This is a genomic window from Pseudomonas vranovensis DSM 16006, assembly GCF_000425805.1.
In the GTDB taxonomy this organism is placed as follows: Bacteria; Pseudomonadota; Gammaproteobacteria; order Pseudomonadales; family Pseudomonadaceae; genus Aquipseudomonas; species Aquipseudomonas vranovensis.
The window spans coordinates 19,798-43,129 of sequence record NZ_KE384456.1 but is presented as its reverse complement, the minus strand read 5'-3'; the positions used below and the strand labels follow the sequence as shown (position 1 = coordinate 43,129).

Genomic DNA, 23,332 nt, shown 5'->3' with positions numbered 1-23,332 from the left:
CTCCCGTTGCCATGCTCACTGGCGCGCGCTCAACGTGGCGGCGTCGGTGGCAGCGTGAAGCCGGACACCGAGCGACGCATTTCGCTGGCCATGCGGGCCAGGTCGCCAATGCTTTCGGCCGTCGCGCTGGAGCCTGCCGACGTCTGTGAGGTGATCTGCTGGATCACAGCCATCGTATGCGAGATCTGCCCAGCCGATGAGGTCTGCAGCTGGGCGGCGTCGGAGATGCTGTGGATCAGTTCGGCCAGGGTCTGCGATACCCCTTCGATCTCTGCCAGGGCCACGCCCGCATCCTGCGCCAGGCGCGCACCGCGTACCACTTCAGCCGTGGTCTGCTCCATGGAAATGACCGCTTCGTTGGTATCGGCCTGGATGGTGCGCACCAGTGCCTCGATCTGGCGGGTGGCCGACGACGAGCGTTCGGCCAGACGCTGAACTTCGTCGGCTACTACGGCAAAGCCGCGGCCGGCTTCCCCTGCCAGCGAGGCCTGGATTGCCGCGTTGAGGGCAAGGATGTTGGTCTGGTCGGCAATGTCGTCGATCAGGCTGACGATATCGCCGATTTCCTGTGACGACTCGCCCAGGCGCTTGATCCGCTTGGCGGTGTCCTGGATCTGCTCGCGGATGTTGTCCATGCCGTGGATGGTGTTATGCACCACTTCGTTGCCTTTGTTGGCAATGGCCACCGAACGCTCGGCCACCTTGGCCGACTCATAGGCATGGGTGGATACGCGGTCGATGGACTCGGCCATGTCACCTACGGCAACCGATGCCTCGCTGATCTGCTCGGCCTGGTGCTCCGAGGCCTTGGCCAGTTGGTGCGCGGTGTTCTGGGTGTCCTGTACGGCCGCGGCCACTTCCTCGGCACTGAGGTTGATGGTCGCGACCAGGTCACGCAACTGGTCGATGGAGTAATTGATCGAATCGGCGATAGCCCCGGTGAAGTCTTCGGTCACCGACACGGTGACGGTCAGGTCGCCGTCGGCCAGGTCTTCAATCTCATCGAGCAGGCGCATGATCGCCTGCTGGTTGCGTTCGTTCTTTTCCGCCGTTTCGCGCAACTGCCGGTGGGTTTCGCGGACCATCACCAGGCCGATAAGGATGATCGAGGCCAGCGCCAGCAGGCCCAGCACATAGCCGCCGACCGTATCCAGGGTGCGGCCGCTGGCCAGGTTCTCAAAACCGTTGGCCAGGCGCGATGCCTCATCGAGCAGGGTCTGCGACTGGTTGAAGATGCTGCCGGCGGCCTCACGCACCCGGAACAGTTCCGGCGAGGTTTCGAGAATTTCATCCACCGAGCCTGCGACGAACTGGAACAGCTCGGCAATTTCGGCCAGCCGTGCCCGGGCATCGGGGTCCTGGACGCGGGTGATCTGCAAGGTCTGGTTGCCACCGAGCATGCCGTCCAGCACCTGGCCGAAGCGGCTGGCGTCGCGGCCAAAGGCGTCGGCCGCCTGCACGGCAGTGTCATCCCCGGCCAACACCGTATTGACCGAGCCGAGGATACGTTCGGCCAGCAGCGACTGGCGCTGGGCCACCGCGACCTGGCTGGCCGGCGCCCCGCTCTGTAGCAGGATCTCCACGACTTTTTCATATTCGATCTGCAACTGCGGCACCGTCTCGGCCAGGGTCGCGGCCACCTGGTGCAACGACAGCACAGTCTGCTCGCTGGCCAGAATGGTATCGGTGTTCTTGCGCAGGCCTTCCCAGTCGCGCAGCACTGCATCCATTTCGTTGCGCACCGCTGGCGGTGCGGCTGGCAGACCGGTGGCCGCATCGCCTTTTTTCAGGTAGCCCCAGCGCTGCTCGAAATCGTTGCGCGCCTCGCTCAGCAACCGAAACGCGCGAGACTTGCCAGCCGCAGCCTCGGTAGCGTTCTTGGCAATACGCTGGGACAACACCCGCAGCTCACCGGCATGGCCGATGTACTGCTTGTCGTAATTGGCCTGGGTGTTGAGGTAGGCGAAGTTGGCGAACAGCAGGATGATCGACAGGATCAGAACGACGAACAGCGCCGCAATCCGGGCGCTGCTGCGTGAGCCTTGGGTCGAAGTAGACGACTTGGTAGTGGTCACGAATCAGGCATTCCTTTACAACGCCACGTCGAGAAAACCCGGCGCCTGGGCCAGGGCCAACGGGCTGAAGATGGCCCAGCAGCGCTGGCGCTGGAAATGACCCTGCACAAAAGGTGCCGCGCCATCGAGCAAGGGCGTGGGCGGTGAAAGCTCCAGGCTGTGCAGGGGAAAGTGCTGCAGCCCCAGGACTTCATCGACCAACAGCCCGGCGAACAGCTCGTCATGATCGAGCACCAGCACCCGACGCTGCTTGCGCGGTGCCGACAGCCCAAGGCCGAAAAAGCCGCACAGGTCCATCACCGGTAGCAGGCGGCCGCGCAGGTTGGCCACTCCGCTCACCCAGGGCTTGACCCCGGGAATACGGCTCAGATGAGGCTCGTGCAGCACTTCGGCGACCTCGCCCATGGGCGCCACGAACCACTGGTCGGCAATACGGAAACCAATCCCGCTCCAGCTTTGCAGCCGGGTTTCCTGCAAGGGCAAGTCGGCCGCCAGCAGCCGGCAACGCCGGTCGATGTCCAGCAGCAGCTCGAAGGCCGTCAGCGACTCGCCCGTGGGCTGCGTGGTCAACCTTTGAGCACGCCATTGAGCTTCTGGATCAGGGTGTCCTCATCCACAGGCTTGGTCAGGTAGTCCTTGGCGCCCTGGCGGGCTCCCCAGACCTTGTCGGTTTCCTGGTCCTTGGTGGTGACGATGATCACCGGGATGTGCGCGGTATCGGCATCCTTGCTCAGCTGGCGGGTGGCCTGGAATCCGTTCATGCCGGGCATGACGATATCCATCAGCACCGCATCGGGCTTTTCCTGGCGCGCCAGGGCCACGCCGTCGGCGCCGTTCTCGGCTTTCAGCACCTGATGCCCGTGCTTTTCAAGCATTCCGGTGAGTTTGTACATTTCAGTCGGCGAATCATCGACGATCAGAACTCGAGCCATGCTGTTCCCCATCAAAGGAAAGGACGCCGCTGCCGGGGCGCGGCGTCAGGGTGCGTGTTGTTCTTCTGCGGCGAACCCGGGCACATGCGCGCGGATTGCATCCAGCAGTTCTTCCTTGCTGAAAGGCTTGGTCAAAAATTGATCGGAGCCGACCACGCGGCCCCTGGCCTTGTCGAACAGGCCGTCGCGGGACGACAGCAGAATCACCGGCGTGTCCTTGAAGACGCTGTTGTGTTTGATCAGGGCGCAGGTCTGGTAGCCATCCAGACGCGGCATCAGCACGTCGACGAAAATGATCTGCGGATGCTGGTCGACAATCTTGGCCAGGGCGTCGAACCCGTCGGTGGCCGTGATGACCTCGCACCCTGCTTCACTGAGCAACATCTGGGCGGTTCGGCGAATCGTCTTTGAGTCATCGATCACCATCACCTTCAGTGCCGCACCGGACTGTTCCATAATTGCTCTACCATCGCTGCTCGCTATGGGCGGCAAGCTATAAGTTTCCAACGGCAAGAAAAGCAGGGCATACGTGGCGTGCTTTTACTTGTGGCTGATGGCTTGCAGCTGTAGACGGCCGTGCAGGCCACGTGCCAGGCCTTTTTAGCACACTCTGGGGGTGCATTCCATCGGCCCGTCACCGTGCCGTCCGGTCTGCGTTTTTCCCTTGACCGCCAGCGCAGCGAGCGCCACCCTGACGCCACTTTTCATTTGAGCCAACGCGGCCCCGCGCCGCTTTAGAGGATATAGCCCATGAGCGTTCGCCTCGGGATTGTCATGGACCCCATTGCGCGCATTTCCTATAAAAAGGACAGCTCGCTGGCCATGCTGCTTGCCGCCCAGGAGCGCGGCTGGTCGCTGTTCTATATGGAGCAGAAAGACCTCTACCAAGGCGAAGGTGCTGCCCGGGCACGGATGCGCCCCCTGAAGGTATTCGCCGATCCCGAGCACTGGTTCGAGCTTGAAGACGAGCAAGACAGCCCCCTGAGCGAGCTGGACGTGATCCTGATGCGCAAGGATCCGCCCTTCGACATGGAGTTCGTCTACAGCACCTACCTGCTGGAGCAGGCCGAGGCCGCTGGCGTGCTGGTGGTCAACCGCCCGCAGAGCCTGCGCGACTGCAACGAGAAACTCTTTGCCACCCTGTTCCCGCAGTGCACACCGCCCACCCTGGTCAGCCGTCGCGCCGACATTCTGCGTGAGTTTGCCGCCCAGCATGGCGACGTCATCCTCAAGCCACTGGACGGCATGGGCGGCGCCTCGATCTTCCGTCATCGCCCGGGCGACCCGAACCTGTCGGTGATCCTCGAGACCCTCACCCTTCACGGCACCCAGCAGATCATGGCACAAGCCTACCTGCCAGCCATCAAGGACGGTGACAAGCGCATCCTGATGATCGATGGCGAGCCGGTTCCGTACTGCCTCGCACGCATCCCGGCCAGCGGCGAGACCCGTGGCAACCTGGCCGCCGGCGGTCGTGGCGAAGCCCGCCCGCTGACCGACCGTGACCGCTGGATCGCCGAACAGATCGGCCCGACCCTGCGGGAAAAAGGCCTGCTGTTTGTCGGCCTGGACGTGATCGGCGAGCACCTGACCGAGATCAATGTCACCAGCCCGACCTGCATCCGCGAAATCGACAACGCCTTTGGTACCCGAATCGGCGTGCAGTTGATGGACGCCATTGATCGCAAGCTCAAAGCGCGCTGACAGCCGACGCGAAGCAACCGTGCAGAGTGGGGTATCATGCCGGTCGATTTTGACCTGAAGCGCCCTGCTTTGCCGGCTCGCCCCCGGCCTTGCGGCTGCTGGATACCCGATGACGCTGCCTGCTGACATCCCTGCCGACTTTGTCCCGCCCCGTGTTCGCCCGGCGGATCGGCTCGGCTTTACCTTGTTCCTGGCGGCCCTGATTCACCTGGCGCTGATCCTGGGCCTTGGCTTTTCCTTCGCCAAGCCTGAGGAGATCCGCCGGACCATGGAAATCACCCTGGCCACCTTCAAGAGCGAAAAAGCCCCCGAGAAGGCCGATTACCTGGCCCAGGACAACCAGCAAGGCAGTGGCACCCTGGACAAGAAAGCGGTGCCCAAGACTACTGAGATCGCGCCATTCCAGGACAGCAAGATCAACAAGGTGACGCCACCACCGGCCGCCAAGCCTGAAGTCAAACCCCAACCGGCACCGCCAAAGGCAGTAGTCACCACCCAGGCACCCAAGCCGCAAAAAGTCGAGACCCGGCCCAAAGAGGTCAAGCCACAGCCCAAACCCAAGGCCGCCACGCCTGATTTCGACAGCTCGCAGCTCTCCAGCCAGATCGCCAGCCTCGAAGCCGAGCTGTCCCAGGAACAACAGCTGTACGCCAAGCGCCCGCGCATCCACCGCCTCAATGCTGCCTCGACCATGCGTGACAAAGGCGCCTGGTACAAGGACGAGTGGCGCAAGAAAGTCGAGCGTATCGGCAACCTCAACTACCCCGACGAGGCCCGTCGGCAGCAGATCTACGGCAGTCTTCGGTTGATGGTCTCGATCAACCGCGACGGCTCGCTGTATGAAGTGCTGGTGCTGGAGTCGTCCGGCCAGCCACTGCTGGACCAAGCGGCCCAGCGTATCGTGCGCCTGGCTGCTCCTTTCGCACCGTTCACCGGCGACCTGGCCGATATCGACCGCCTGGAAATCATCCGCACCTGGCGCTTCGCCCGCGGCGACCGCCTGTCGAGCAACTGATACCTGCAGGAGCGGGCTTGTCAGTCCGGCGCCCCAACGCCACACTATCAACCATGAAAAACCTCAGCCCGAGTTACCTCAAGCACCAGTTCCTGATCGCCATGCCGCACATGGCCGACCCGAACTTCGCGCACACCTTGACCTACATCGTCGAGCACAACGCCAATGGCGCCATGGGGCTGGTGGTCAATCGGCCGCAAGACCTGAACCTGGCCGATATCCTTGAGCAACTGCGTCCCGATGTCGAGCCGCCAGCCGACTGCATGCAGATACCGATCTACATCGGCGGCCCGGTGCAAACCGACCGCGGCTTCGTGCTGCACACCTCGGACAAAGCGTTTCAGGCCACCATTGAGCTGGATGGCATGTCGCTGTCCACCTCCCAGGACATCCTGTTTGCCATTGCCGACGGCTTCGGCCCCCAGCAAAGCCTGATCACCCTCGGCTATGCCGGCTGGGAAGCCGGGCAACTGGAAGCGGAGCTGGCCAACAACGCCTGGCTGAACTGCCCGTTCGATCCCGAGATCATCTTCGGCATGGCCTGCGAGCAGCGCCTGGCTGCCGCCGCCGCAAGCCTTGGGATCAACCTGAGCCTGCTCACCAGCCAGGCGGGGCACGCCTGATGAGCGAAGTACGCCTACTGCTGGGCTTCGACTACGGCAGCCGCCAGATCGGTGTCGCCGTCGGCCAGGTGATCACCGGCCAGGCCCGCGAACTGTGTACCCTCAAGGCCCAGAACGGCACGCCCGACTGGACCCAGGTGGAAAAGCTGATCAAGGAGTGGAAACCCGACGCCCTGGTGGTCGGCCTGCCCCTGAACATGGACGGCACTCCCAGCGAAATGAGCGAACGCGCCGAGAAGTTCGCCCGACGCCTGAACGGCCGCTTCAACCTGCCCGTGCATACCCACGACGAACGCCTGACCACCTTTGAAGCCAAGGGCGAGCGCATGGCCCGTGGTGGCCAGCGCGGCAGTTACCGCGACAACCCAGTGGACGCCATTGCCGCCGCCCTGCTGTTGCAAGGCTGGCTGGAGGCCAATACCGGGCAGTCCTGACCCAGATCATCGGATTCAAGCCGGGCCAGCGCTATGCTCCCGGCCTCTTGAGGAGCAAGCATGAGCCTACCCAATCCCGCCGAACTGATCCGGCAGATGGCCGTCGATCTTCGTGCCCATCTGGCCCGTCGCAACATTACCGAGCCACGCTTCATCGGCATCCGTACCGGGGGCATCTGGGTTGCCCAGGCGCTGCTCGAAGAACTGGGCAACGATGCCGCCCTCGGCACCCTGGACGTGTCCTTCTACCGCGACGACTTCAGCCAGAATGGCCTGCACCCCCAGGTGCGTCCCTCGGACCTGCCGTTCGAGATCGAAGGCCAGCACCTGGTCCTGGTGGACGACGTGCTGATGAGCGGTCGGACCATACGCGCCGCCCTCAACGAACTGTTCGACTACGGCCGCCCGGCCAGCGTCACCCTGGTCTGCCTGCTCGACCTGGATGCCGGCGAATTGCCGATCCGGCCAAATGTGGTCGGTGCCACCCTGTCGCTGGCCGCCCATGAACGGGTAAAATTGACCGGACCCGCACCGCTCGCCCTCGAGCGCCAGGACCTCGCCTCCGCTTCCGCACTTTAAGAGTCCCTCGCGATGACGCCAATCGACGCCAAGCGCCCGCTGCAGCTCAATGATCAGGGCCAGCTGCGCCACTTTCTCTCGCTCGACGGTTTGCCCCGCGAACTGCTGACCGAAATCCTCGACACCGCCGACTCGTTCCTTGAAGTCGGCGCCCGGGCCGTCAAGAAAGTCCCGTTGCTGCGCGGCAAGACCGTATGCAACGTGTTCTTCGAGAACTCCACTCGCACCCGCACCACCTTCGAACTGGCGGCCCAGCGGCTGTCGGCCGACGTGATCACCCTGAATGTGTCGACCTCCTCGACCAGCAAGGGCGAAACCCTGTTCGACACCCTGCGCAACCTTGAAGCCATGGCCGCCGACATGTTCGTCGTGCGCCATGGCGATTCCGGTGCCGCGCACTTCATCGCCGAGCACGTCTGCCCGGAGGTGGCGATCATCAACGGCGGCGACGGCCGCCACGCCCATCCGACCCAGGGCATGCTCGACATGCTGACCATTCGTCGGCACAAGGGCAGCTTCGAGAACCTCTCGGTGGCCATCGTCGGCGACATCCTGCACTCGCGCGTTGCACGCTCGAACATGCTCGCCCTGAAGACCCTCGGTTGCCCGGACATCCGTGTGATCGGTCCGAAAACCCTGCTGCCAATCGGTATCGAACAGTACGGCGTGAAGGTCTACACCGACCTCGAGCAGGGCCTCAAGGACGTCGACGTGGTGATCATGCTGCGCCTGCAGCGTGAGCGCATGGCCGGTGGCCTGCTGCCCAGCGAAGGTGAGTTCTACCGCCTGTTCGGCCTGACCACCGCGCGCCTGGCGGGTGCCAAGCCCGATGCCATCGTCATGCACCCGGGGCCGATCAACCGTGGCGTGGAAATCGAATCGGCAGTGGCCGACGGCGCCCATTCGGTGATCCTCAATCAGGTCACCTACGGCATTGCGGTGCGCATGGCGGTGCTGTCCATGGCCATGAGCGGGCAGACTGCCCAACGTCAATTCGAGCAGGAGAACGCCCAGTGACCCTCAGTATTCTCGGCGCCCGGGTCATTGATCCCACCAGCGGCCTGGACCAGGTCACCGACCTGCACATCGATGCCGGCAAAATTGTTGCCCTGGGTGCAGCGCCGGCCGGCTTCACCCCGGCTCGCAGCATCGACGCCACGGGCCTGATCGCCGCGCCCGGGCTGGTCGACCTCAATGTCGCCCTGCGCGAGCCGGGCTACAGCCGCAAAGGCAGCATTGCCAGCGAGACCCGCGCCGCAGCTGCCGGTGGCGTCACCAGCCTGTGCTGCCCGCCACAGACCAAGCCGGTCCTCGACACCTCGGCCGTGGCCGAACTGATCCTCGACCGCGCCCGTGAGGCCGGTCACAGCAAGGTCTTCCCGATCGGCGCCCTGAGCAAAGGCCTGGAAGGCGAGCAACTGGCCGAGCTGATCGCCCTGCGCGATGCCGGCTGCGTAGCCTTCGGCAATGGCCTGAATGCGTTTGCCAACAACCGTACCCTGGCCCGCGCCCTGGAATATGCCGCCACCTTCGACCTGACGGTGATCTTCCACTCCCAGGACCGCGACCTGGCCCAGGGCGGCCTGGCCCACGAAGGTGCCATGGCCAGCTTCCTCGGCCTGCCGGGCATCCCGGAAACCGCCGAGACCGTGGCCCTGGCGCGCAACCTGCTGCTGGTGGAACAAACCGGCGTGCGTGCGCACTTCAGCCAGCTGACCAGCGCCCGTGGCGCCCGGCTGATCGCCCAGGCCCAGGAACTGGGGCTGCCGGTCACCGCCGACGTGGCCCTGTACCAGTTGATTCTCACCGACGAAGCGCTGCGTGACTTTTCCAGCCTCTACCACGTGCAACCGCCGCTGCGCACTCATGCCGACCGTGACGGCCTGCGCGAAGCGGTCAAGTCCGGGGTGATCCAGGCGATCTCCAGTCACCACCAGCCTCATGAGCGCGATGCCAAGCTGGCCCCCTTCGGCGCTACCGAGCCAGGCATCAGCAGCGTCGAATTGCTGCTGCCGCTGGCCATGACCCTGGTCGAAGACGGCCTGCTCGACTTGCCGACACTGCTGGCGCGCCTGTCCAGCGGCCCCGCCGAGGCGTTGCGCCTGCCTGCAGGCCAGCTCAAGGCTGGCGGTGCGGCAGACCTGGTGCTGTTCGACCCGAAAGCCTCCACCGTTGCCGGCGAACAATGGCGTTCCAAGGGCGACAACTGCCCATTCATCGGACACTGCCTACCCGGGGCGGTGCGCTACACCCTGGTTGACGGGCATATCAGCCACGAGGCCTGAGCCTGAAGTGTGGGAGCGGATTCATCCGCAAAGGGTCGCAGCGCGGCCCTGCTTCTGGGGACTGCTGCGCAGTCCTTCGCGGATGAATCCGCTCCTGCCGTCCTTCACCTGCAGTTTGCACAACCACTCATCCCGCAAGGTTGAAATTCTTCCCTGCACCCCCATATGAGTCTGCATCAGGCATTTTCGCCCCGCTGCGTGGAGACTCTCCCTTGACCACCATCGTTTCAGTTCGCCGCCACGGCAAAGTCGTCATGGGCGGCGACGGCCAGGTTTCTCTCGGCAACACCGTGATGAAAGGCAACGCCAAGAAAGTCCGTCGCCTGTATCACGGCCAGGTCATCGCCGGTTTCGCCGGTGCCACCGCCGACGCATTCACCCTGTTCGAGCGTTTTGAAGGCCAGCTGGAAAAACACCAGGGCCACCTGATCCGTGCCGCTGTAGAGCTGGCCAAGGAATGGCGTACCGACCGTTCCCTGAGCCGCCTGGAAGCCATGCTCGCGGTCGCCAACAAGGACGCTTCGCTGATCATCACCGGCAACGGTGACGTGGTCGAGCCCGAAGACGGCCTGATCGCCATGGGCTCCGGCGGTGCCTACGCCCAGGCCGCTGCCCGCGCCCTGCTGCAGAAGACCGACCTCTCGGCCCGTGAAATCGCTGAAACCGCACTGAACATCGCCGGTGACATCTGTGTGTTCACCAACCACAACCTGACCATCGAGGAGCAGGACCTGGCCGAGTAACTCAGCTGTTATGGCGCCCGGCCCCGGTGGCCGGGCTTTTCCACGCTGATTCATCGAGCCCAAGGACCATCACAACCATGTCCATGACCCCCCGCGAGATCGTCCACGAACTCAACCGCCACATCATCGGCCAGGACGACGCCAAGCGCGCCGTTGCCATTGCCCTGCGCAACCGCTGGCGCCGCATGCAGCTCCCTGCCGAGCTGCGCGTCGAGGTCACGCCCAAGAACATCCTGATGATCGGCCCGACCGGTGTCGGCAAGACCGAAATCGCCCGTCGCCTGGCCAAGCTGGCAAACGCCCCGTTCATCAAGGTCGAAGCGACAAAGTTCACCGAAGTCGGTTACGTTGGCCGTGATGTCGAGTCGATCATTCGTGATCTGGCCGATGCCGCCATCAAGATGCTGCGCGAGCAGGAAATCATCCGCGTGGGCCACCGCGCCGAAGACGCCGCCGAAGACCGCATCCTCGATGCCCTGCTGCCACCGGCGCGCACCGGTTTCAACGAAGACCAGGTCAACACCCAGGACTCCAACACTCGCCAGCTGTTCCGCAAGCGCCTGCGCGAAGGCCAACTGGACGACAAGGAAATCGAGATCGAAGTGGCCGAGTCCATGGGCGTCGATATTTCCGCGCCACCGGGCATGGAAGAGATGACCAACCAGCTGCAGAACCTGTTCGCCAACATGGGCAAGGGCAAGCGCAAGAGCCGCAAGCTCAAGGTCAAGGAAGCGCTCAAGCTGGTACGCGACGAAGAAGCCAGCCGCCTGGTCAATGAAGAAGAGCTCAAGGCCAAGGCCCTGGAAGCGGTCGAGCAGCACGGCATCGTGTTCATCGACGAGATCGACAAGGTGGCCAAGCGCGGCAACGTCGGCGGCGCTGACGTCTCCCGCGAAGGTGTACAACGCGACCTGCTGCCACTGATCGAAGGCTGCACCGTGAACACCAAGTTGGGCATGGTCAAGACCGACCACATCCTGTTCATCGCCTCCGGTGCGTTCCACCTGAGCAAGCCAAGCGACCTGGTACCCGAGCTGCAAGGCCGTCTGCCGATCCGTGTCGAACTCAAGGCCCTGACCCCGGAAGATTTCGAGCGCATTCTCAGCGAGCCGCACGCCTCACTCACCGAGCAATACCGTGAGTTGCTCAAGACCGAAGGCCTGAACATCGAGTTCGCTGCCGAAGGTATCAAGCGCCTGGCCGAGATCGCCTGGCAGGTCAACGAGAAGACCGAGAACATCGGAGCCCGTCGCCTGCACACTCTGCTCGAGCGCCTGCTTGAAGAGGTGTCGTTCAGCGCCGGCGACCTGGCCAGCGCTCACAACGAAGCGCCGATCCGCATCGACGCCGAGTACGTCAACAGCCACCTGGGCGAACTGGCGCAGAACGAAGACCTCTCGCGCTATATTCTCTAAAGCTGCAAGCGGTAAGCTGCAAGCTGCAAGCTGCAAGTTGCAAGTTGCAGAGCGCTGGACGCTCTCTCTCGCAGCTTGTAGCGTGCAGCTCATAGCCCAAGAGTGTTTCCCCTCATGCCCAGACTTCCTACCGGTATCAACCTGCACAAAGCCTCCAAGACCCTGTCGCTGACCTACGGGCCTGATGAGGTGTATCACCTGCCCGCCGAGTTCCTGCGGGTTCACTCTCCCTCCGCCGAGGTCCAGGGCCACGGCAATCCCATCCTGCAATTCGGCAAGATCAACGTTGGTCTTTCGCAAATCGAACCGGCTGGCCAGTACGCACTGAAACTGACCTTCGATGACGGCCACGACAGCGGCCTGTTCACCTGGGAGTACCTGGAACAGCTGTGCCTGCGTCAGGAACAGCTCTGGGCCGAGTACCTCGACGACCTGGCAAAAGCCGGAAAATCCCGCGACCCGTCCGAGTCGATCGTCAAGCTGATGCTCTAGTCCGGGCCCTCCAGGGTTTAGAGCGCATTTTCTAATTCTATCTGCTTGAATGCCTGCTCAACGGCCAATGAATGGCCGTCTTGCGCATCACCCAAAAGTCGGGTAACCAATGGATCTGGCAAGTTCCCTGCATTGAATGTGAAGCAGGGTCGGGCTGGAATGCAGAGGTCGCGAGCGAAAGCAGGCAGTCTTCTCACGCAGAAAAAACCCGCAGGGCTCATCGTCGTTTGCATCCGGCCGCAGGACCGCAGTTCGTTATCACTGGTCACCCGAGCAGCAGTACCGGGCACTCGTCTGTGTAACGCGCACAGCAGGCCGGTACTCGTCTCAGGACAACGGAGCGTCGTAGATGAGTAACAAGAACAACGATGACCTGCAGCGCCAAGCCTCGGAAAATACCCTGGGTCTGAACCCGGTAATCGGCTTGCGCCGCAAGGATTTGCTGACTTCTGCTCGAATGGTGCTGCGTCAGGCCATTCGTCAACCGCTGCACAGTGCCAAGCATGTCGCGCATTTCGGCATGGAACTCAAGGATGTGATCTTCGGCAAGTCGGGCCTGCAACCGGAGAACGACGACCGTCGCTTCAACGATCCGGCCTGGAGCCAGAACCCGCTGTATCGCCGCTACCTGCAAACGTACCTGGCCTGGCGCAAGGAGCTGCACGACTGGATCGACACCAGCAACCTGTCCGACCAGGACATCAGCCGCGGCCATTTCGTCATCAACCTGATGACCGAAGCCATGGCGCCGACCAACACGGCAGCCAACCCCGCAGCGGTCAAACGCTTCTTCGAAACCGGTGGCAAGAGCCTGCTCGACGGCCTGTCGAACCTGGCCAAGGACATGGTCAACAATGGCGGCATGCCCAGCCAGGTGAACATGGACGCCTTCGAGGTTGGCAAGAACCTGGGCACCAGCGAAGGTGCGGTGGTGTTTCGCAACGACGTGCTGGAACTGATCCAGTACCGTCCCATCACCGAGCAGGTCCTGGCCCGGCCGCTGCTGGTGGTCCCGCCACAGATCAACAAGTTCTACGTCTTCGACCTCAGCCCCGAGAAGAGCCTGGCACGCTTCTGCCTGCGCTCCAACGTGCAGACCTTCATCGTCAGCTGGCGCAACCCGACCAAGGCCCAGCGCGAATGGGGTCTGTCGACCTATATCGATGCCCTCAAGGAAGCGGTCGACGTGATCCTGGCGATCACCGGCAGCAAAGACCTGAACATGCTCGGTGCCTGCTCCGGCGGCATCACCTGCACAGCGCTGCTGGGCCACTATGCGGCACTGGGCGAAACCAAGGTCAATGCGCTGACCCTGTTGGTCAGCGTGCTCGACACCACCCTCGACAACCAGGTGGCCCTGTTCGTCGACGAGCAGACGCTCGAGTCCGCCAAGCGCCAGTCCTACCAGGCCGGCGTGCTTGAAGGCCGCGACATGGCCAAGGTGTTCGCCTGGATGCGACCCAACGACCTGATCTGGAACTATTGGGTCAACAACTACCTGCTCGGCAACGAGCCTCCCGTGTTCGACATCCTGTTCTGGAACAACGACACCACCCGCCTGCCCGCCGCCTTCCATGGCGACCTGATCGAAATGTTCAAAAGTAATCCACTGACCCGTGCCGATGCACTGGAAGTGTGCGGAACGCCGATCGACCTGAAGAAAGTCACCTCTGACATCTACAGCCTGGCCGGCACCACCGACCACATCACCCCCTGGCAGGCCTGCTACCGGTCAGCCCAGCTGTTTGGTGGCAACGTTGAATTCGTGCTGTCCAACAGCGGGCATATCCAGAGCATCCTCAACCCGCCTGGCAACCCCAAGGCACGCTACATGACCAGCAGTGACCGGCCGGCGTGTGTCGTTGAATGGCAGGAGAATGCCCACAAGCACACCGACTCCTGGTGGCTGCACTGGCAGAACTGGCTGACCGAGCGTTCCGGCGAGCTGAAGAAGGCACCGACGCGCCTGGGCAACCGGGCCCATCCATCCGCCGAAGCAGCACCGGGTACCTACGTGCACGAGCGCTGATACCTCCGACCGCCGTGGCCACCGCCAGGCCACGGCGCCTCACCCACCACAGGGCTTCGCGCATGCCGCAACCGTATATATTCAGAACCGTCGACCTGGATGGCCAGACCATCCGCACCGCGGTTCGCCCCGGCAAGCCGCATTTGACGCCCTTGCTGATCTTCAATGGCATCGGCGCCAACCTGGAACTGGTGTTCCCGTTTATCCAGGCCCTGGACCCGGACCTGGAGGTCATTGCTTTCGACGTCCCCGGGGTGGGCGGCTCGTCCACACCCCGGCATCCTTACCGTTTTCCCGGACTGGCCCGGCTCACCGCCCGCATGCTCGATTACCTGAACTACGGCCAGGTCAACGCCATCGGTGTGTCCTGGGGCGGGGCCCTGGCCCAGCAGTTCGCCCACGACTATCCCGAGCGCTGCAAGAAGCTGGTGCTCGCCGCTACCGCCGCCGGCGCGGTAATGGTGCCGGGCAAGCCCAAGGTGCTGTGGTTGATGGCAAGCCCGCGGCGCTACATCCAGCCTTCGCATGTCATCCGCATCGCACCGCAGATCTATGGCGGCGCCTTCCGCCGCGACCCTGACCTGGCCACAGCCCATGCTGCCAAGGTGCGTTCCTCGGGCAAGCTCGGCTACTACTGGCAGCTGTTTGCCGGGCTCGGCTGGACCAGCATCCACTGGCTGCACAAGATCCAGCAGCCCACCCTGGTACTGGCCGGCGACGACGATCCGCTGATTCCACTGATCAATATGCGCCTGTTGGCCTGGCGTATTCCCAATGCCCAGCTACACATAATCGACGATGGTCATTTGTTCCTGATCACCCGGGCCGAAGCCGTGGCCCCGATCATCATGAAGTTCCTCCAGCAAGAGCGCCAACGCGCCGTCATGCACCCTCGGCCCGCCCCCAGCTGAGACGCAACGAACCCGAGCCCGCGGCAGGATGCCAGGTGGCCCGCTGCGCGGCATGAGGTTGGTGCCGCTTTTGCATTGATCTATTTGTTGATGGCCTGACGACGGAGTGTTGCCTGATGAAAGACAAGCCCGCGAAGGGGTCGGTACCGGTCCCCGCCACTTACATGAACGTGCAGAGTGCGATCAGCGGCCTGCGTGGCCGCGACCTGATTTCAACACTGCGCAATGTCAGCCGTCACAGCCTGCGGCACCCCCTGCACACGGCCAAGCATGTGCTCGCCCTGGGCAGCCAGCTGGGCCGGGTACTGCTCGGTGATACCCCTCACCAGCCCAACCCGCGTGACAACCGCTTCAAGGACCCTGCCTGGAGCCTCAATCCCTTTTACAGCCGTGGCCTGCAGGCCTACCTTGCCTGGCAGAAGCAGACCCGCCAGTGGATCGACGAAAGCCAGCTGGACGCCGATGACCGCGCCCGGGCGCACTTTCTCTTCGCCTTGCTCAACGATGCGATGGCGCCAAGCAACTCCCTGCTCAATCCGGCGGCGGTCAAGGAGCTGCTCAATTCCGGCGGCCTGAGCCTGGTACGCGGAGTTCACCACCTCATCGACGACCTTCGCCATAACGACGGCTTGCCGCGCCAGGTCAACCCCGATGCCTTTGAAGTCGGCAGAAACCTGGCCACCACCCCCGGGGCAGTGGTGTTTCGCAACGAGCTGCTGGAGCTTATCCAGTACAAGCCGATGAGCGAAACCCAGTACGCCCGCCCCGTGCTGGTGGTACCGCCACAGATCAACAAGTTCTACATCTTCGACCTGAGCCCGGCCAACAGCTTCGTCCAGTACATGCTCAAGAACGGCCTGCAGACCTTCATGGTCAGCTGGCGCAACCCCGACCCGCGTCATCGCGAGTGGGGCCTGTCGAGTTATGTCGAGGCGCTGGAGGAAGCCATGAATGTATGCCGGGCGATTACCGGAAGCCGCGAGGTCAACCTGATGGGTGCCTGTGCCGGTGGCCTGACCATGGCAGCGCTGCAGGGTCACTTGCAGGCCAAGCGCCAGTTGCGTCGGATCAGCAGCGCCACTTACCTGGTCAGCCTGCTCGACAGCCAGATCGACAGCCCGGCCAGCCTGTTCGCCGACGAGCAGACGCTGGAGGCCGCCAAGCGCCGCTCCTACCAGCAAGGCGTGCTCGATGGTCGGGAGATCGCCAAGGTTTTCGCCTGGATGCGCCCCAATGACCTGATCTGGAATTACTTCGTCAACAACTACCTGCTGGGCAAGGCGCCTCCAGCCTTCGACATCCTCTACTGGAACAACGACAACACCCGCCTGCCGGCGGCCTTGCACGGCGACCTGCTGGATTTTTTCAAGCACAACCCCCTGACCCACGCGGCAGGCCTCGAGGTCTGCGGCACTCCCATCGACCTGCAGAAGGTCAATGTCGACAGCTTCAGTGTGGCCGGCAGCAACGACCACATTACCCCGTGGGATGCGGTCTATCGCTCGACCCTGCTGCTGGGGGGCGACAAGCGCTTCATCCTGGCCAACAGCGGCCATGTGCAGAGCATCCTCAACCCACCGGGCAATCCCAAGGCGCATTACGTCGACAACCCACGCCTGAGCAGCGACCCAAGGGCCTGGTTCTACGACGCCAAGCAGATCGACGGCAGTTGGTGGCCACAGTGGCTGGAGTGGATTCAGGCCCGTTCAGGTGCCCAGCGCGAAACCCTGCTCACCCTGGGCAACCAGAACTACCCTCCCATGGACCCCGCCCCTGGCACTTACGTGCAGGCGCGCTGAACAAGTAGAACGGATGAAAACCCGCGACCGTATTCTGGAATGTGCCCTGCAGCTGTTCAACCAGCAGGGCGAACCGAATGTCTCGACACTCGAGATTGCCAACGAAATGGGCATCAGCCCGGGCAACCTGTACTACCACTTCCACGGCAAGGAGCCGTTGGTACTGGGCTTGTTCGAACGTTTTGAAGACGAGCTGACACCGCTGCTCGACCCGCCGCTTGAAGTGCGTCTGGATGCCGAGGACTACTGGCTGTTTCTGCACCTGATCGTCGAGCGCATGGCCCAGTACCGCTTCCTGTTCCAGGACCTGTCGAACCTGACCGGCCGCCTGCCCAAGCTGGCTCGTGGCATGCGCAACCTGCTCAACGCCCTCAAGCGCACCCTGGCTGCCCTGCTCGCCAGCCTCAAGGCCCAGGGGCAAGTGACCAGTGATACTCGGGCCCTGGGGCAACTGGTGGAGCAGATCACCCTGACGTTGCTGTTCTCCCTCGACTACCAGCGAGTGCTGGCCCGTGAGGGTGAAGTGGGGGTGGTGGTGTACCAGGTGATGATGCTGGTGGCGCCGCACCTTGAAACCGGCTCCAGGCATGCAGCGGAGCAGATTGCCTTGCGCTATCTGGACGGCTGAAAGCATCGCGGGGCAAGCCGCTCCCACAAACCGCTGTGGGAGCGGGCTTGCCCCGCGATTGAAACACCCGTGATCAGGACGGGTTGATCGGACTCACCGAAGCCGATGGCGCAGGTGCCGACGGCGCTGCCGGTGCCGAAGCAGCAGGTACAGCACTCGGTGCAGGCGCCGCACTGGCCGCCGGCGCTGCCGGCTTGGCCACTGCTGGCTTGGCCGGTGCTTTCTTCACCGCTGGCTTTTTCGCCGCGGCCGGTTTGGCTGCCGCTTTGGCTGCTGCCGGCTTGGCTGCAGGTTTGGCAGCCGGCTTGGCCGCTGCAGGCTTGGCTGCCGCTTTCGGCGCAGCCTTGGCCAGTGGCTTGGCCGCAGTCTTGGTGGCCGCAGGCTTGCTGGAAGCCGACTTGACCGAGGCACCGGTCAGTTTCTCGATCTGCTTGGTCAGCGTGTCGACCTGCTGGTGCAGCGCCTTGACCTCATTGCGGCTCGGCACACCCAGTCGCGAAATGGCACTGTTCAGGCGCTTGTCGAAAGCCTCTTCGAGCTCGCTCCACTTGCCCAGCGCGCGGTCTTTCACATCACCCACCCGAGAGGTGGCCGACTTGGCCGAAGCCTTGGCCGAGTCAACGGAGCCCTTGGCCTGTTTTTCAGCTTTCTCACCGTCCTTGACCAGGGACTCGAACAGCTTGTTGCCGTCCTGGTCGATCTTGGAGTAGATACCCAAACCAGCCAGCCAGATCTTGCGGGAATACTTCTCGATCCCCCCGACCCAGGAGCTGCTTTCTTTATCGCTATTCTTCTTGCCAGCCATCCCGATCTCCTTATTGTTTGCGCGCGACACGTTCGAGCAATGCCGTCAGCTCATCGAGCTTGGCAGAAAGTGCCTCCACGTCATGTTTAGACGGTATGCCGATGCGATTCAAGGCGCTGGCAACCCGTGTGTCGAAAGCCTTTTCGATTTTATCGAGCTGGACCTCGACCTTGCCCTTCACACTGGAGATCTCGCCCTTGACCGAATCGATCTGGCTATTGGCTGCATCGAGCTCGTGGTCGATACGTTTCTTGCTGCGTTTCTCGACGGTTTCGCCGGCCTTGACCAATTCTTTCAGGTAGTCGGCACCTTCCTGACCCACCCGGACATAAGCGCCCAGGCCTGCCAGCCAAATCTTGCGCGCGTAGCCGCGCACCTCACCCAGCGTACGCTGGGCGTCGTCTTTTTTCTTCAGGATCACTTTGGCCATGCTCTGCACCTCACGCTCGAATAGATATGGAGGAACTGCCCATGGAAGTTGGGCTTGAGCATAAGGTAGGGAGAAAAATTAGAAACCACACACTAATAAGGGCAGCTGCAAGCCATAAGCTTCACACGACAAGAAAGGGCAGCGGTGATCGTGGATACCTTCGCCCCCTCCCTTCACTGCACCACTTGCAGCGTGAAGCTCCCCTCTTGAGCCACTAGGCGAGCGCCTTGTCCAGGGCCCGCTCGATCTCGCTCTTGATGGCCCCGCTCATCATCGACAGCATCATGCCCAGCTTGAGCTCGACCTTGATGCTGTCTTCGCCGATCTGCACGCTGCCGTTGGCGCCGCTGCGCTTGACCTCGACCCGGTCGCCGTCCCAGCGGGCGGTGAGGTCGTATTCGCGGGCCAGTTTGTCGACCAGGGCCTGGGCCTTTTCGCGAGCCGCTTGGCGGCCCAGGCTGTGTTTGCGTTCAACGCTGATCTGGGTCATTCATTCAATCCTGGGTTCAGAGGCATACTGTCTATTATGCCCGCCCCCCACCTGCGACACACCCCGCCAAGACAAATCCGACCGTACGCCCTAGAATGGCCAGTAATTTTTTCCGGTGAAGCGATATGAACGATCAGCGCAAAGGCGACAACGCCGAACCCGTCACCCATTTCGGCTATCAGAACGTGCCGGAAAGCCAGAAAGCGGAGAAGGTCGCTGAGGTTTTCCATTCTGTAGCAGCCAAGTACGACCTGATGAACGATGTGCTTTCCGGTGGTATGCACCGCCTGTGGAAGCGCTTCACCATCGAGCTGTCCGGTGTGCGCAGCGGCAACCGGGTACTGGACATCGCCGGTGGCACGGGTGACCTGGCCGCCAAGTTTTCGCAACTGGTCGGCCCCACCGGCCAGGTGGTGCTGGCCGACATCAACGAGTCGATGCTCAAGGTCGGTCGTGACCGCCTGCTCGACCGCGGCGTGGCCGGCAATATCGAGTTCGTCCAGGCCGACGCTGAAAAGCTGCCGTTCCCCGACAACCATTTCGACTGCGTCACCATCGCTTTCGGCCTGCGTAATGTCACCCACAAGGAAGACGCCATCCGTTCGATGCTGCGCGTGCTCAAGCCCGGTGGCCGCCTGTTGGTGCTGGAGTTCTCCAAGCCGACCAACAAGCTGATGTCCAAGGTCTACGACGCCTACTCGTTCGCCTTCATGCCCCTGGCCGGCAAGCTGATCACCAACGACTCGGAAAGCTACCGCTACCTGGCCGAATCGATCCGCATGCACCCCGATCAGGAAACCCTCAAGGCCATGATGGTCGAGGCCGGTTTCGACCGCGTCACCTACCACAACATGACCAGCGGCATCGTTGCCCTGCACCGGGGCATCAAGCCCTGATGCTCCTGGCCGGTCTTCTCGCCAGCGTCGAACACGGCCTCAACCGTGTCCTGCGTCTGGACAGCACGGCGTTGCCGCGCCTGGCGGCGCTCAATGGCAAAGTGATTGCCATCGACTGTCGCCAGCCAGCGCTGCAACTGTTCATCCTGCCCGGTGAAGACGGCCTGATGCTTGCCGCCCACTGGGAGATTGAAGCCGACTGCACCCTGCGTGCCCCGGCCAGCAGCCTGGCTCGCCTGGCCCTCAGCCAGGACAAACCGGCAGTGCTGCACAGCCCGCAGGTAGAACTTGAAGGCGACAGCGCAGTGCTACTGGATCTGGTCGCGGTGCTGCAGGACCTGGACCTGGACTGGGAATACGAAGTCTCGCGCTGGCTCGGCCCGGTCGCCACGCAATTGCTCAGTGGCCACCTGCGCAGCCGCGCCAGCTGGACGCGCCAGGGCCTGGCCAACTTGAACCAGAACCTCTCGGAGTACCTGGCCGAAGAAGCCCGAACCCTGGTGGGCCAGCGTGAAGCCGAAGCCCGCTTCAGCGAACTCGACACGCTCAAAGTCGATATTGAACGCCTCGAGGCGCGCATCGAGCGCCTTGCCCGATCCCTTGATACCAGCGATAACGCATGAAGCTGCTTGCCGTCCGCCGTCTGTTGCGCATCCAGAGCGTGGTCATCCGCTACCGTCTCGATGACTTGCTGTTCGAACTGCCGTTGCCCTGGTGGCTGATGGCCCTGCGGCACCTGATGCCCTGGCGCTGGTTTCCCCGCAAGACCCTGGAGCTCAGCCGCGGTGCTCGCCTGCGCCTGGCACTGCAGGACCTGGGGCCGATCTTCATCAAGTTCGGCCAATTGCTTTCGACCCGCCGCGACCTGCTGCCCGAAGACATCGCCGATGAGCTGATGCTGCTGCAGGACCGGGTGCCGCCCTTCGACCCACAAAAGGCCGTGGCCCTGATCGAAGAGCAGCTCGGCGCGAAGATCAGCGAAGTGTTCAGCCGTTTCGACGTCGAGCCACTGGCCTCGGCCTCGGTAGCCCAGGTACACGCGGCCAAGCTCAAGAGCGGCGAAGAGGTGGTGGTCAAAGTGGTGCGCCCGGGCCTCAAACCGGTCATCGCCCAAGACCTGGCCTGGCTGTTCCTGATCGCCCGCGGTGCCGAGCGCGTCTCGGCCGACGCCCGCTTGCTGCACCCGGTAGAGGTGGTCAACGACTACGAGAAAACCATCTACGACGAGCTCGACCTGCTGCGCGAGGCAGCTAACGCCAGCCAGCTAAAACGCAACTTCGAAGGCTCGGAGATGATGTACGTGCCCCAGGTCTACTGGGACTGGTGCCGCCCCAAGGTGCTGGTGATGGAGCGCATCTACGGCATCCAGGTCACCGACCTGGCCACCCTGGCCGACCAGCGCACCGACATGAAGATGCTTGCCGAACGGGGTGTCGAAATCTTCTTCACCCAGGTGTTCCGCGACAGCTTCTTCCATGCCGACATGCACCCGGGCAACATCTTTGTCAGCACCGTGAAGCCGTGGAGCCCGCAGTACATTGCCATCGACTGCGGCATCGTCGGCAGCCTGACCCCCGAAGACCAGGACTACCTCGCCCGCAACCTGTTCGCCTTCTTCAAGCGCGACTACCGTCGCGTGGCCCAGTTGCACATCGACTCGGGCTGGGTGCCGGCCCATACCAAGCTCAACGAATTCGAGGCGGCGATCCGCACCGTGTGCGAGCCGATCTTCGAGAAGCCGCTCAAGGACATCTCCTTCGGCCAAGTGCTGATGCGCCTGTTCCAGACCGCGCGGCGCTTCAACATGGAAGTCCAGCCGCAACTGGTGCTGCTGCAAAAAACCCTGCTCAATATCGAAGGCCTGGGGCGCCAGCTGTACCCCGACCTGGACCTGTGGAGCACTGCCCAGCCATTCCTGGAACGCTGGATGCGCGAGCGCGTCAGTCCCAAGACCCTGCTGCAGAACCTGCACGGCCAGGTCGAACAGATTCCGCACCTGGCCGGCATGACCCGCGACTTGCTCGAACGCATGTCGCAGCCGCACCTGGCCGACCCACCCAGCCCCTGGCAGCAGAAGGGCGATGGCTGGGCCTTGCGCCTGCTCGGTGCCGGCCTGCTCGCCGGCGGCGCAACCCTGGCCGCCGGCGCCGTGAGCCTCAGCGCCCCGGCAGCCTGGCCGGCCTGGCTGATGCTCGCTGCAGGCCTCTACCTGATAGTGCGTCGATAGCCAGCCGCGCCTGCGGCTGGCACACTAGCGCCAGGGCCTGGCAAAGGATCAGGCCCTGATTTGGAGTCGAACATGAAAGACTGGCTGGACGAGATCAACTGGAACAGCGATGGCCTGGTACCGGCCATTGCCCAGGACCACAAGACCGGGCGCGTGCTGATGATGGCCTGGATGAACCGCGAAGCATTGAGCCTGACCGCCACCGAGCAGCGCGCCATCTACTGGTCGCGTTCCCGTGGCAAACTGTGGCGCAAGGGCGAAGAGTCCGGCCATGTGCAAAAGCTGCACGAAATGCGCCTGGACTGCGACGCCGACGTGATCATCCTGATGGTCGAGCAACTGGGGCATATCGCCTGCCATACCGGTCGCGAGAGCTGCTTCTACCGTGTGTACGAAAATGGTGAGTGGAAAACTGTCGACCCGGTCCTCAAGGATCCCCATGCCATCTACAGCGCAGGACACTGACATGAGCGACACCCTGACCCGCCTGGCTGAAGTACTGGAGTCGCGCAAAGGCGCCGAACCCGACAGCTCCTACGTCGCCAGCCTGTATCACAAGGGCCTGAACAAGATTCTGGAAAAGCTCGGCGAAGAGTCGGTCGAGACCATCATCGCTGCCAAGGATGCCGCCCACAGCGGAGATTACAGCGATGTCATCTACGAGACCGCCGATCTGTGGTTCCATAGCCTGGTCATGCTCGCCGCACTGGGCCAGCACCCGCAGGCGGTGCTGGACGAGCTGGACCGCCGCTTCGGCCTGTCCGGGCACGCCGAAAAGGCCGCGCGCCAGCCTTCGGCCTAACTGAATTATCTCGAGGGA

26 protein-coding genes are annotated in these 23,332 nt (G+C 63.0%); 19 read left to right on the top strand and 7 right to left on the bottom strand.

Annotated elements, in window-relative coordinates; genetic code table 11:
* Positions 1-29: 29 nt before the first annotated feature.
* From H621_RS0122760 to pilG, 4 genes are read right to left on the bottom strand one after another with little or no spacing between them, the layout of a single operon-like run.
* Complete coding sequence (locus tag H621_RS0122760; RefSeq protein WP_028945583.1) at positions 30-2,075, bottom strand: methyl-accepting chemotaxis protein; 2,046 nt, start codon at positions 2,073-2,075, stop codon at positions 30-32.
* Positions 2,076-2,090: 15 nt separating this feature from the next.
* Positions 2,091-2,645 carry a chemotaxis protein CheW gene (locus tag H621_RS0122755; RefSeq protein WP_028945582.1) on the bottom strand — a complete coding sequence of 185 codons (555 nt, stop codon included), beginning with the start codon at positions 2,643-2,645 and terminating at the stop codon, positions 2,091-2,093.
* Positions 2,642-3,007 carry a twitching motility response regulator PilH gene (pilH, locus tag H621_RS0122750; protein ID WP_028945581.1) on the bottom strand — a complete coding sequence of 122 codons (366 nt, stop codon included), beginning with the start codon at positions 3,005-3,007 and terminating at the stop codon, positions 2,642-2,644. Before pilH ends, H621_RS0122755 begins: the two co-directional genes overlap by 4 nt.
* A gap of 45 nt (positions 3,008-3,052) precedes the next feature.
* Positions 3,053-3,463 carry a twitching motility response regulator PilG gene (pilG, locus tag H621_RS0122745; protein WP_028945580.1) on the bottom strand — a complete coding sequence of 137 codons (411 nt, stop codon included), beginning with the start codon at positions 3,461-3,463 and terminating at the stop codon, positions 3,053-3,055.
* 294 nt (positions 3,464-3,757) lie between these two features.
* On the opposite strand from pilG, the gene gshB reads away from it, so the two are divergent.
* The 14 genes from gshB to H621_RS0122675 all read left to right on the top strand — a co-directional run bounded on the left by gshB (position 3,758) and on the right by H621_RS0122675 (position 17,664).
* On the top strand, positions 3,758-4,711 hold the full coding sequence (gene gshB, locus H621_RS0122740; protein WP_028945579.1) for a glutathione synthase: 954 nt from the start codon (positions 3,758-3,760) through the stop codon (positions 4,709-4,711).
* 109 nt (positions 4,712-4,820) lie between these two features.
* Positions 4,821-5,726 carry an energy transducer TonB gene (locus H621_RS0122735; RefSeq protein WP_028945578.1) on the top strand — a complete coding sequence of 302 codons (906 nt, stop codon included), beginning with the start codon at positions 4,821-4,823 and terminating at the stop codon, positions 5,724-5,726.
* 53 nt (positions 5,727-5,779) lie between these two features.
* On the top strand, positions 5,780-6,349 hold the full coding sequence (locus H621_RS0122730; protein WP_028945577.1) for a YqgE/AlgH family protein: 570 nt from the start codon (positions 5,780-5,782) through the stop codon (positions 6,347-6,349).
* Positions 6,349-6,783, top strand: a complete 435-nt coding sequence (ruvX, locus tag H621_RS0122725; protein ID WP_028945576.1) for a Holliday junction resolvase RuvX — start codon at positions 6,349-6,351, stop codon at positions 6,781-6,783. The genes H621_RS0122730 and ruvX overlap by 1 nt, the downstream gene beginning before the upstream one ends.
* 60 nt (positions 6,784-6,843) lie before the next feature.
* Positions 6,844-7,362 carry a bifunctional pyr operon transcriptional regulator/uracil phosphoribosyltransferase PyrR gene (pyrR, locus tag H621_RS0122720; RefSeq protein ID WP_028945575.1) on the top strand — a complete coding sequence of 173 codons (519 nt, stop codon included), beginning with the start codon at positions 6,844-6,846 and terminating at the stop codon, positions 7,360-7,362.
* Positions 7,363-7,374: 12 nt separating this feature from the next.
* Positions 7,375-8,379 (top strand): aspartate carbamoyltransferase catalytic subunit, encoded by a 1,005-nt coding sequence (locus H621_RS0122715; RefSeq protein ID WP_028945574.1) that lies wholly within the window; start codon positions 7,375-7,377, stop codon positions 8,377-8,379.
* A complete protein-coding gene (locus tag H621_RS0122710; RefSeq protein WP_028945573.1) occupies positions 8,376-9,647 on the top strand; it encodes a dihydroorotase in 1,272 nt (423 codons plus the stop codon). Before H621_RS0122715 ends, H621_RS0122710 begins: the two co-directional genes overlap by 4 nt.
* Before the next feature lie 212 nt (positions 9,648-9,859).
* Positions 9,860-10,390, top strand: a complete 531-nt coding sequence (gene hslV, locus H621_RS0122705) for an ATP-dependent protease subunit HslV (RefSeq protein ID WP_028945572.1) — start codon at positions 9,860-9,862, stop codon at positions 10,388-10,390.
* Between the two features lie 77 nt (positions 10,391-10,467).
* Positions 10,468-11,805: an ATP-dependent protease ATPase subunit HslU gene (gene hslU, locus H621_RS0122700; RefSeq protein ID WP_028945571.1), complete on the top strand. Its 1,338-nt coding sequence runs from the start codon at positions 10,468-10,470 to the stop codon at positions 11,803-11,805.
* A 114-nt stretch (positions 11,806-11,919) separates the two neighbouring features.
* Positions 11,920-12,297: a gamma-butyrobetaine hydroxylase family protein gene (locus tag H621_RS0122695; RefSeq protein ID WP_028945570.1), complete on the top strand. Its 378-nt coding sequence runs from the start codon at positions 11,920-11,922 to the stop codon at positions 12,295-12,297.
* 349 nt (positions 12,298-12,646) lie between these two features.
* A complete protein-coding gene (phaC, locus tag H621_RS0122690; RefSeq protein ID WP_028945569.1) occupies positions 12,647-14,326 on the top strand; it encodes a class II poly(R)-hydroxyalkanoic acid synthase in 1,680 nt (559 codons plus the stop codon).
* Positions 14,327-14,388: 62 nt separating this feature from the next.
* Positions 14,389-15,237 carry a poly(3-hydroxyalkanoate) depolymerase gene (gene phaZ, locus H621_RS0122685; protein WP_028945568.1) on the top strand — a complete coding sequence of 283 codons (849 nt, stop codon included), beginning with the start codon at positions 14,389-14,391 and terminating at the stop codon, positions 15,235-15,237.
* Positions 15,238-15,353: 116 nt separating this feature from the next.
* A complete protein-coding gene (phaC, locus tag H621_RS0122680; RefSeq protein ID WP_028945567.1) occupies positions 15,354-17,036 on the top strand; it encodes a class II poly(R)-hydroxyalkanoic acid synthase in 1,683 nt (560 codons plus the stop codon).
* Positions 17,037-17,049: 13 nt separating this feature from the next.
* Positions 17,050-17,664, top strand: a complete 615-nt coding sequence (locus H621_RS0122675) for a TetR/AcrR family transcriptional regulator (RefSeq protein ID WP_028945566.1) — start codon at positions 17,050-17,052, stop codon at positions 17,662-17,664.
* Positions 17,665-17,737: 73 nt separating this feature from the next.
* On the opposite strand, the gene H621_RS0122670 is transcribed toward H621_RS0122675, so the two are convergent.
* The 3 genes from H621_RS0122670 to H621_RS0122660 all read right to left on the bottom strand — a co-directional run bounded on the left by H621_RS0122670 (position 17,738) and on the right by H621_RS0122660 (position 19,389).
* Positions 17,738-18,469 (bottom strand): phasin family protein, encoded by a 732-nt coding sequence (locus tag H621_RS0122670; RefSeq protein WP_028945565.1) that lies wholly within the window; start codon positions 18,467-18,469, stop codon positions 17,738-17,740.
* Between the two features lie 10 nt (positions 18,470-18,479).
* Positions 18,480-18,899, bottom strand: a complete 420-nt coding sequence (locus tag H621_RS0122665) for a phasin family protein (protein ID WP_028945564.1) — start codon at positions 18,897-18,899, stop codon at positions 18,480-18,482.
* A 214-nt stretch (positions 18,900-19,113) separates the two neighbouring features.
* On the bottom strand, positions 19,114-19,389 hold the full coding sequence (locus H621_RS0122660) for a polyhydroxyalkanoic acid system family protein (RefSeq protein WP_028945563.1): 276 nt from the start codon (positions 19,387-19,389) through the stop codon (positions 19,114-19,116).
* A gap of 125 nt (positions 19,390-19,514) precedes the next feature.
* Here H621_RS0122660 and ubiE point away from each other — a divergent pair, with 125 nt between their 5' ends.
* From ubiE to H621_RS0122635, 5 genes are all read left to right on the top strand, one after another.
* Complete coding sequence (gene ubiE / locus H621_RS0122655; RefSeq protein WP_028945562.1) at positions 19,515-20,285, top strand: bifunctional demethylmenaquinone methyltransferase/2-methoxy-6-polyprenyl-1,4-benzoquinol methylase UbiE; 771 nt, start codon at positions 19,515-19,517, stop codon at positions 20,283-20,285.
* Positions 20,285-20,908 (top strand): ubiquinone biosynthesis accessory factor UbiJ, encoded by a 624-nt coding sequence (locus H621_RS0122650; protein ID WP_028945561.1) that lies wholly within the window; start codon positions 20,285-20,287, stop codon positions 20,906-20,908. Before ubiE ends, H621_RS0122650 begins: the two co-directional genes overlap by 1 nt.
* Positions 20,905-22,512 (top strand): ubiquinone biosynthesis regulatory protein kinase UbiB, encoded by a 1,608-nt coding sequence (gene ubiB, locus H621_RS0122645; protein ID WP_028945560.1) that lies wholly within the window; start codon positions 20,905-20,907, stop codon positions 22,510-22,512. The genes H621_RS0122650 and ubiB overlap by 4 nt, the downstream gene beginning before the upstream one ends.
* Before the next feature lie 72 nt (positions 22,513-22,584).
* Positions 22,585-22,977, top strand: a complete 393-nt coding sequence (gene hisI / locus H621_RS0122640) for a phosphoribosyl-AMP cyclohydrolase (protein WP_028945559.1) — start codon at positions 22,585-22,587, stop codon at positions 22,975-22,977.
* A gap of 1 nt (position 22,978) precedes the next feature.
* The gene (locus H621_RS0122635; RefSeq protein ID WP_028945558.1) at positions 22,979-23,314 is read left to right on the top strand and encodes a phosphoribosyl-ATP diphosphatase; all 336 of its coding nucleotides are present in this window, start codon (positions 22,979-22,981) and stop codon (positions 23,312-23,314) included.
* Positions 23,315-23,332: the final 18 nt, after the last annotated feature.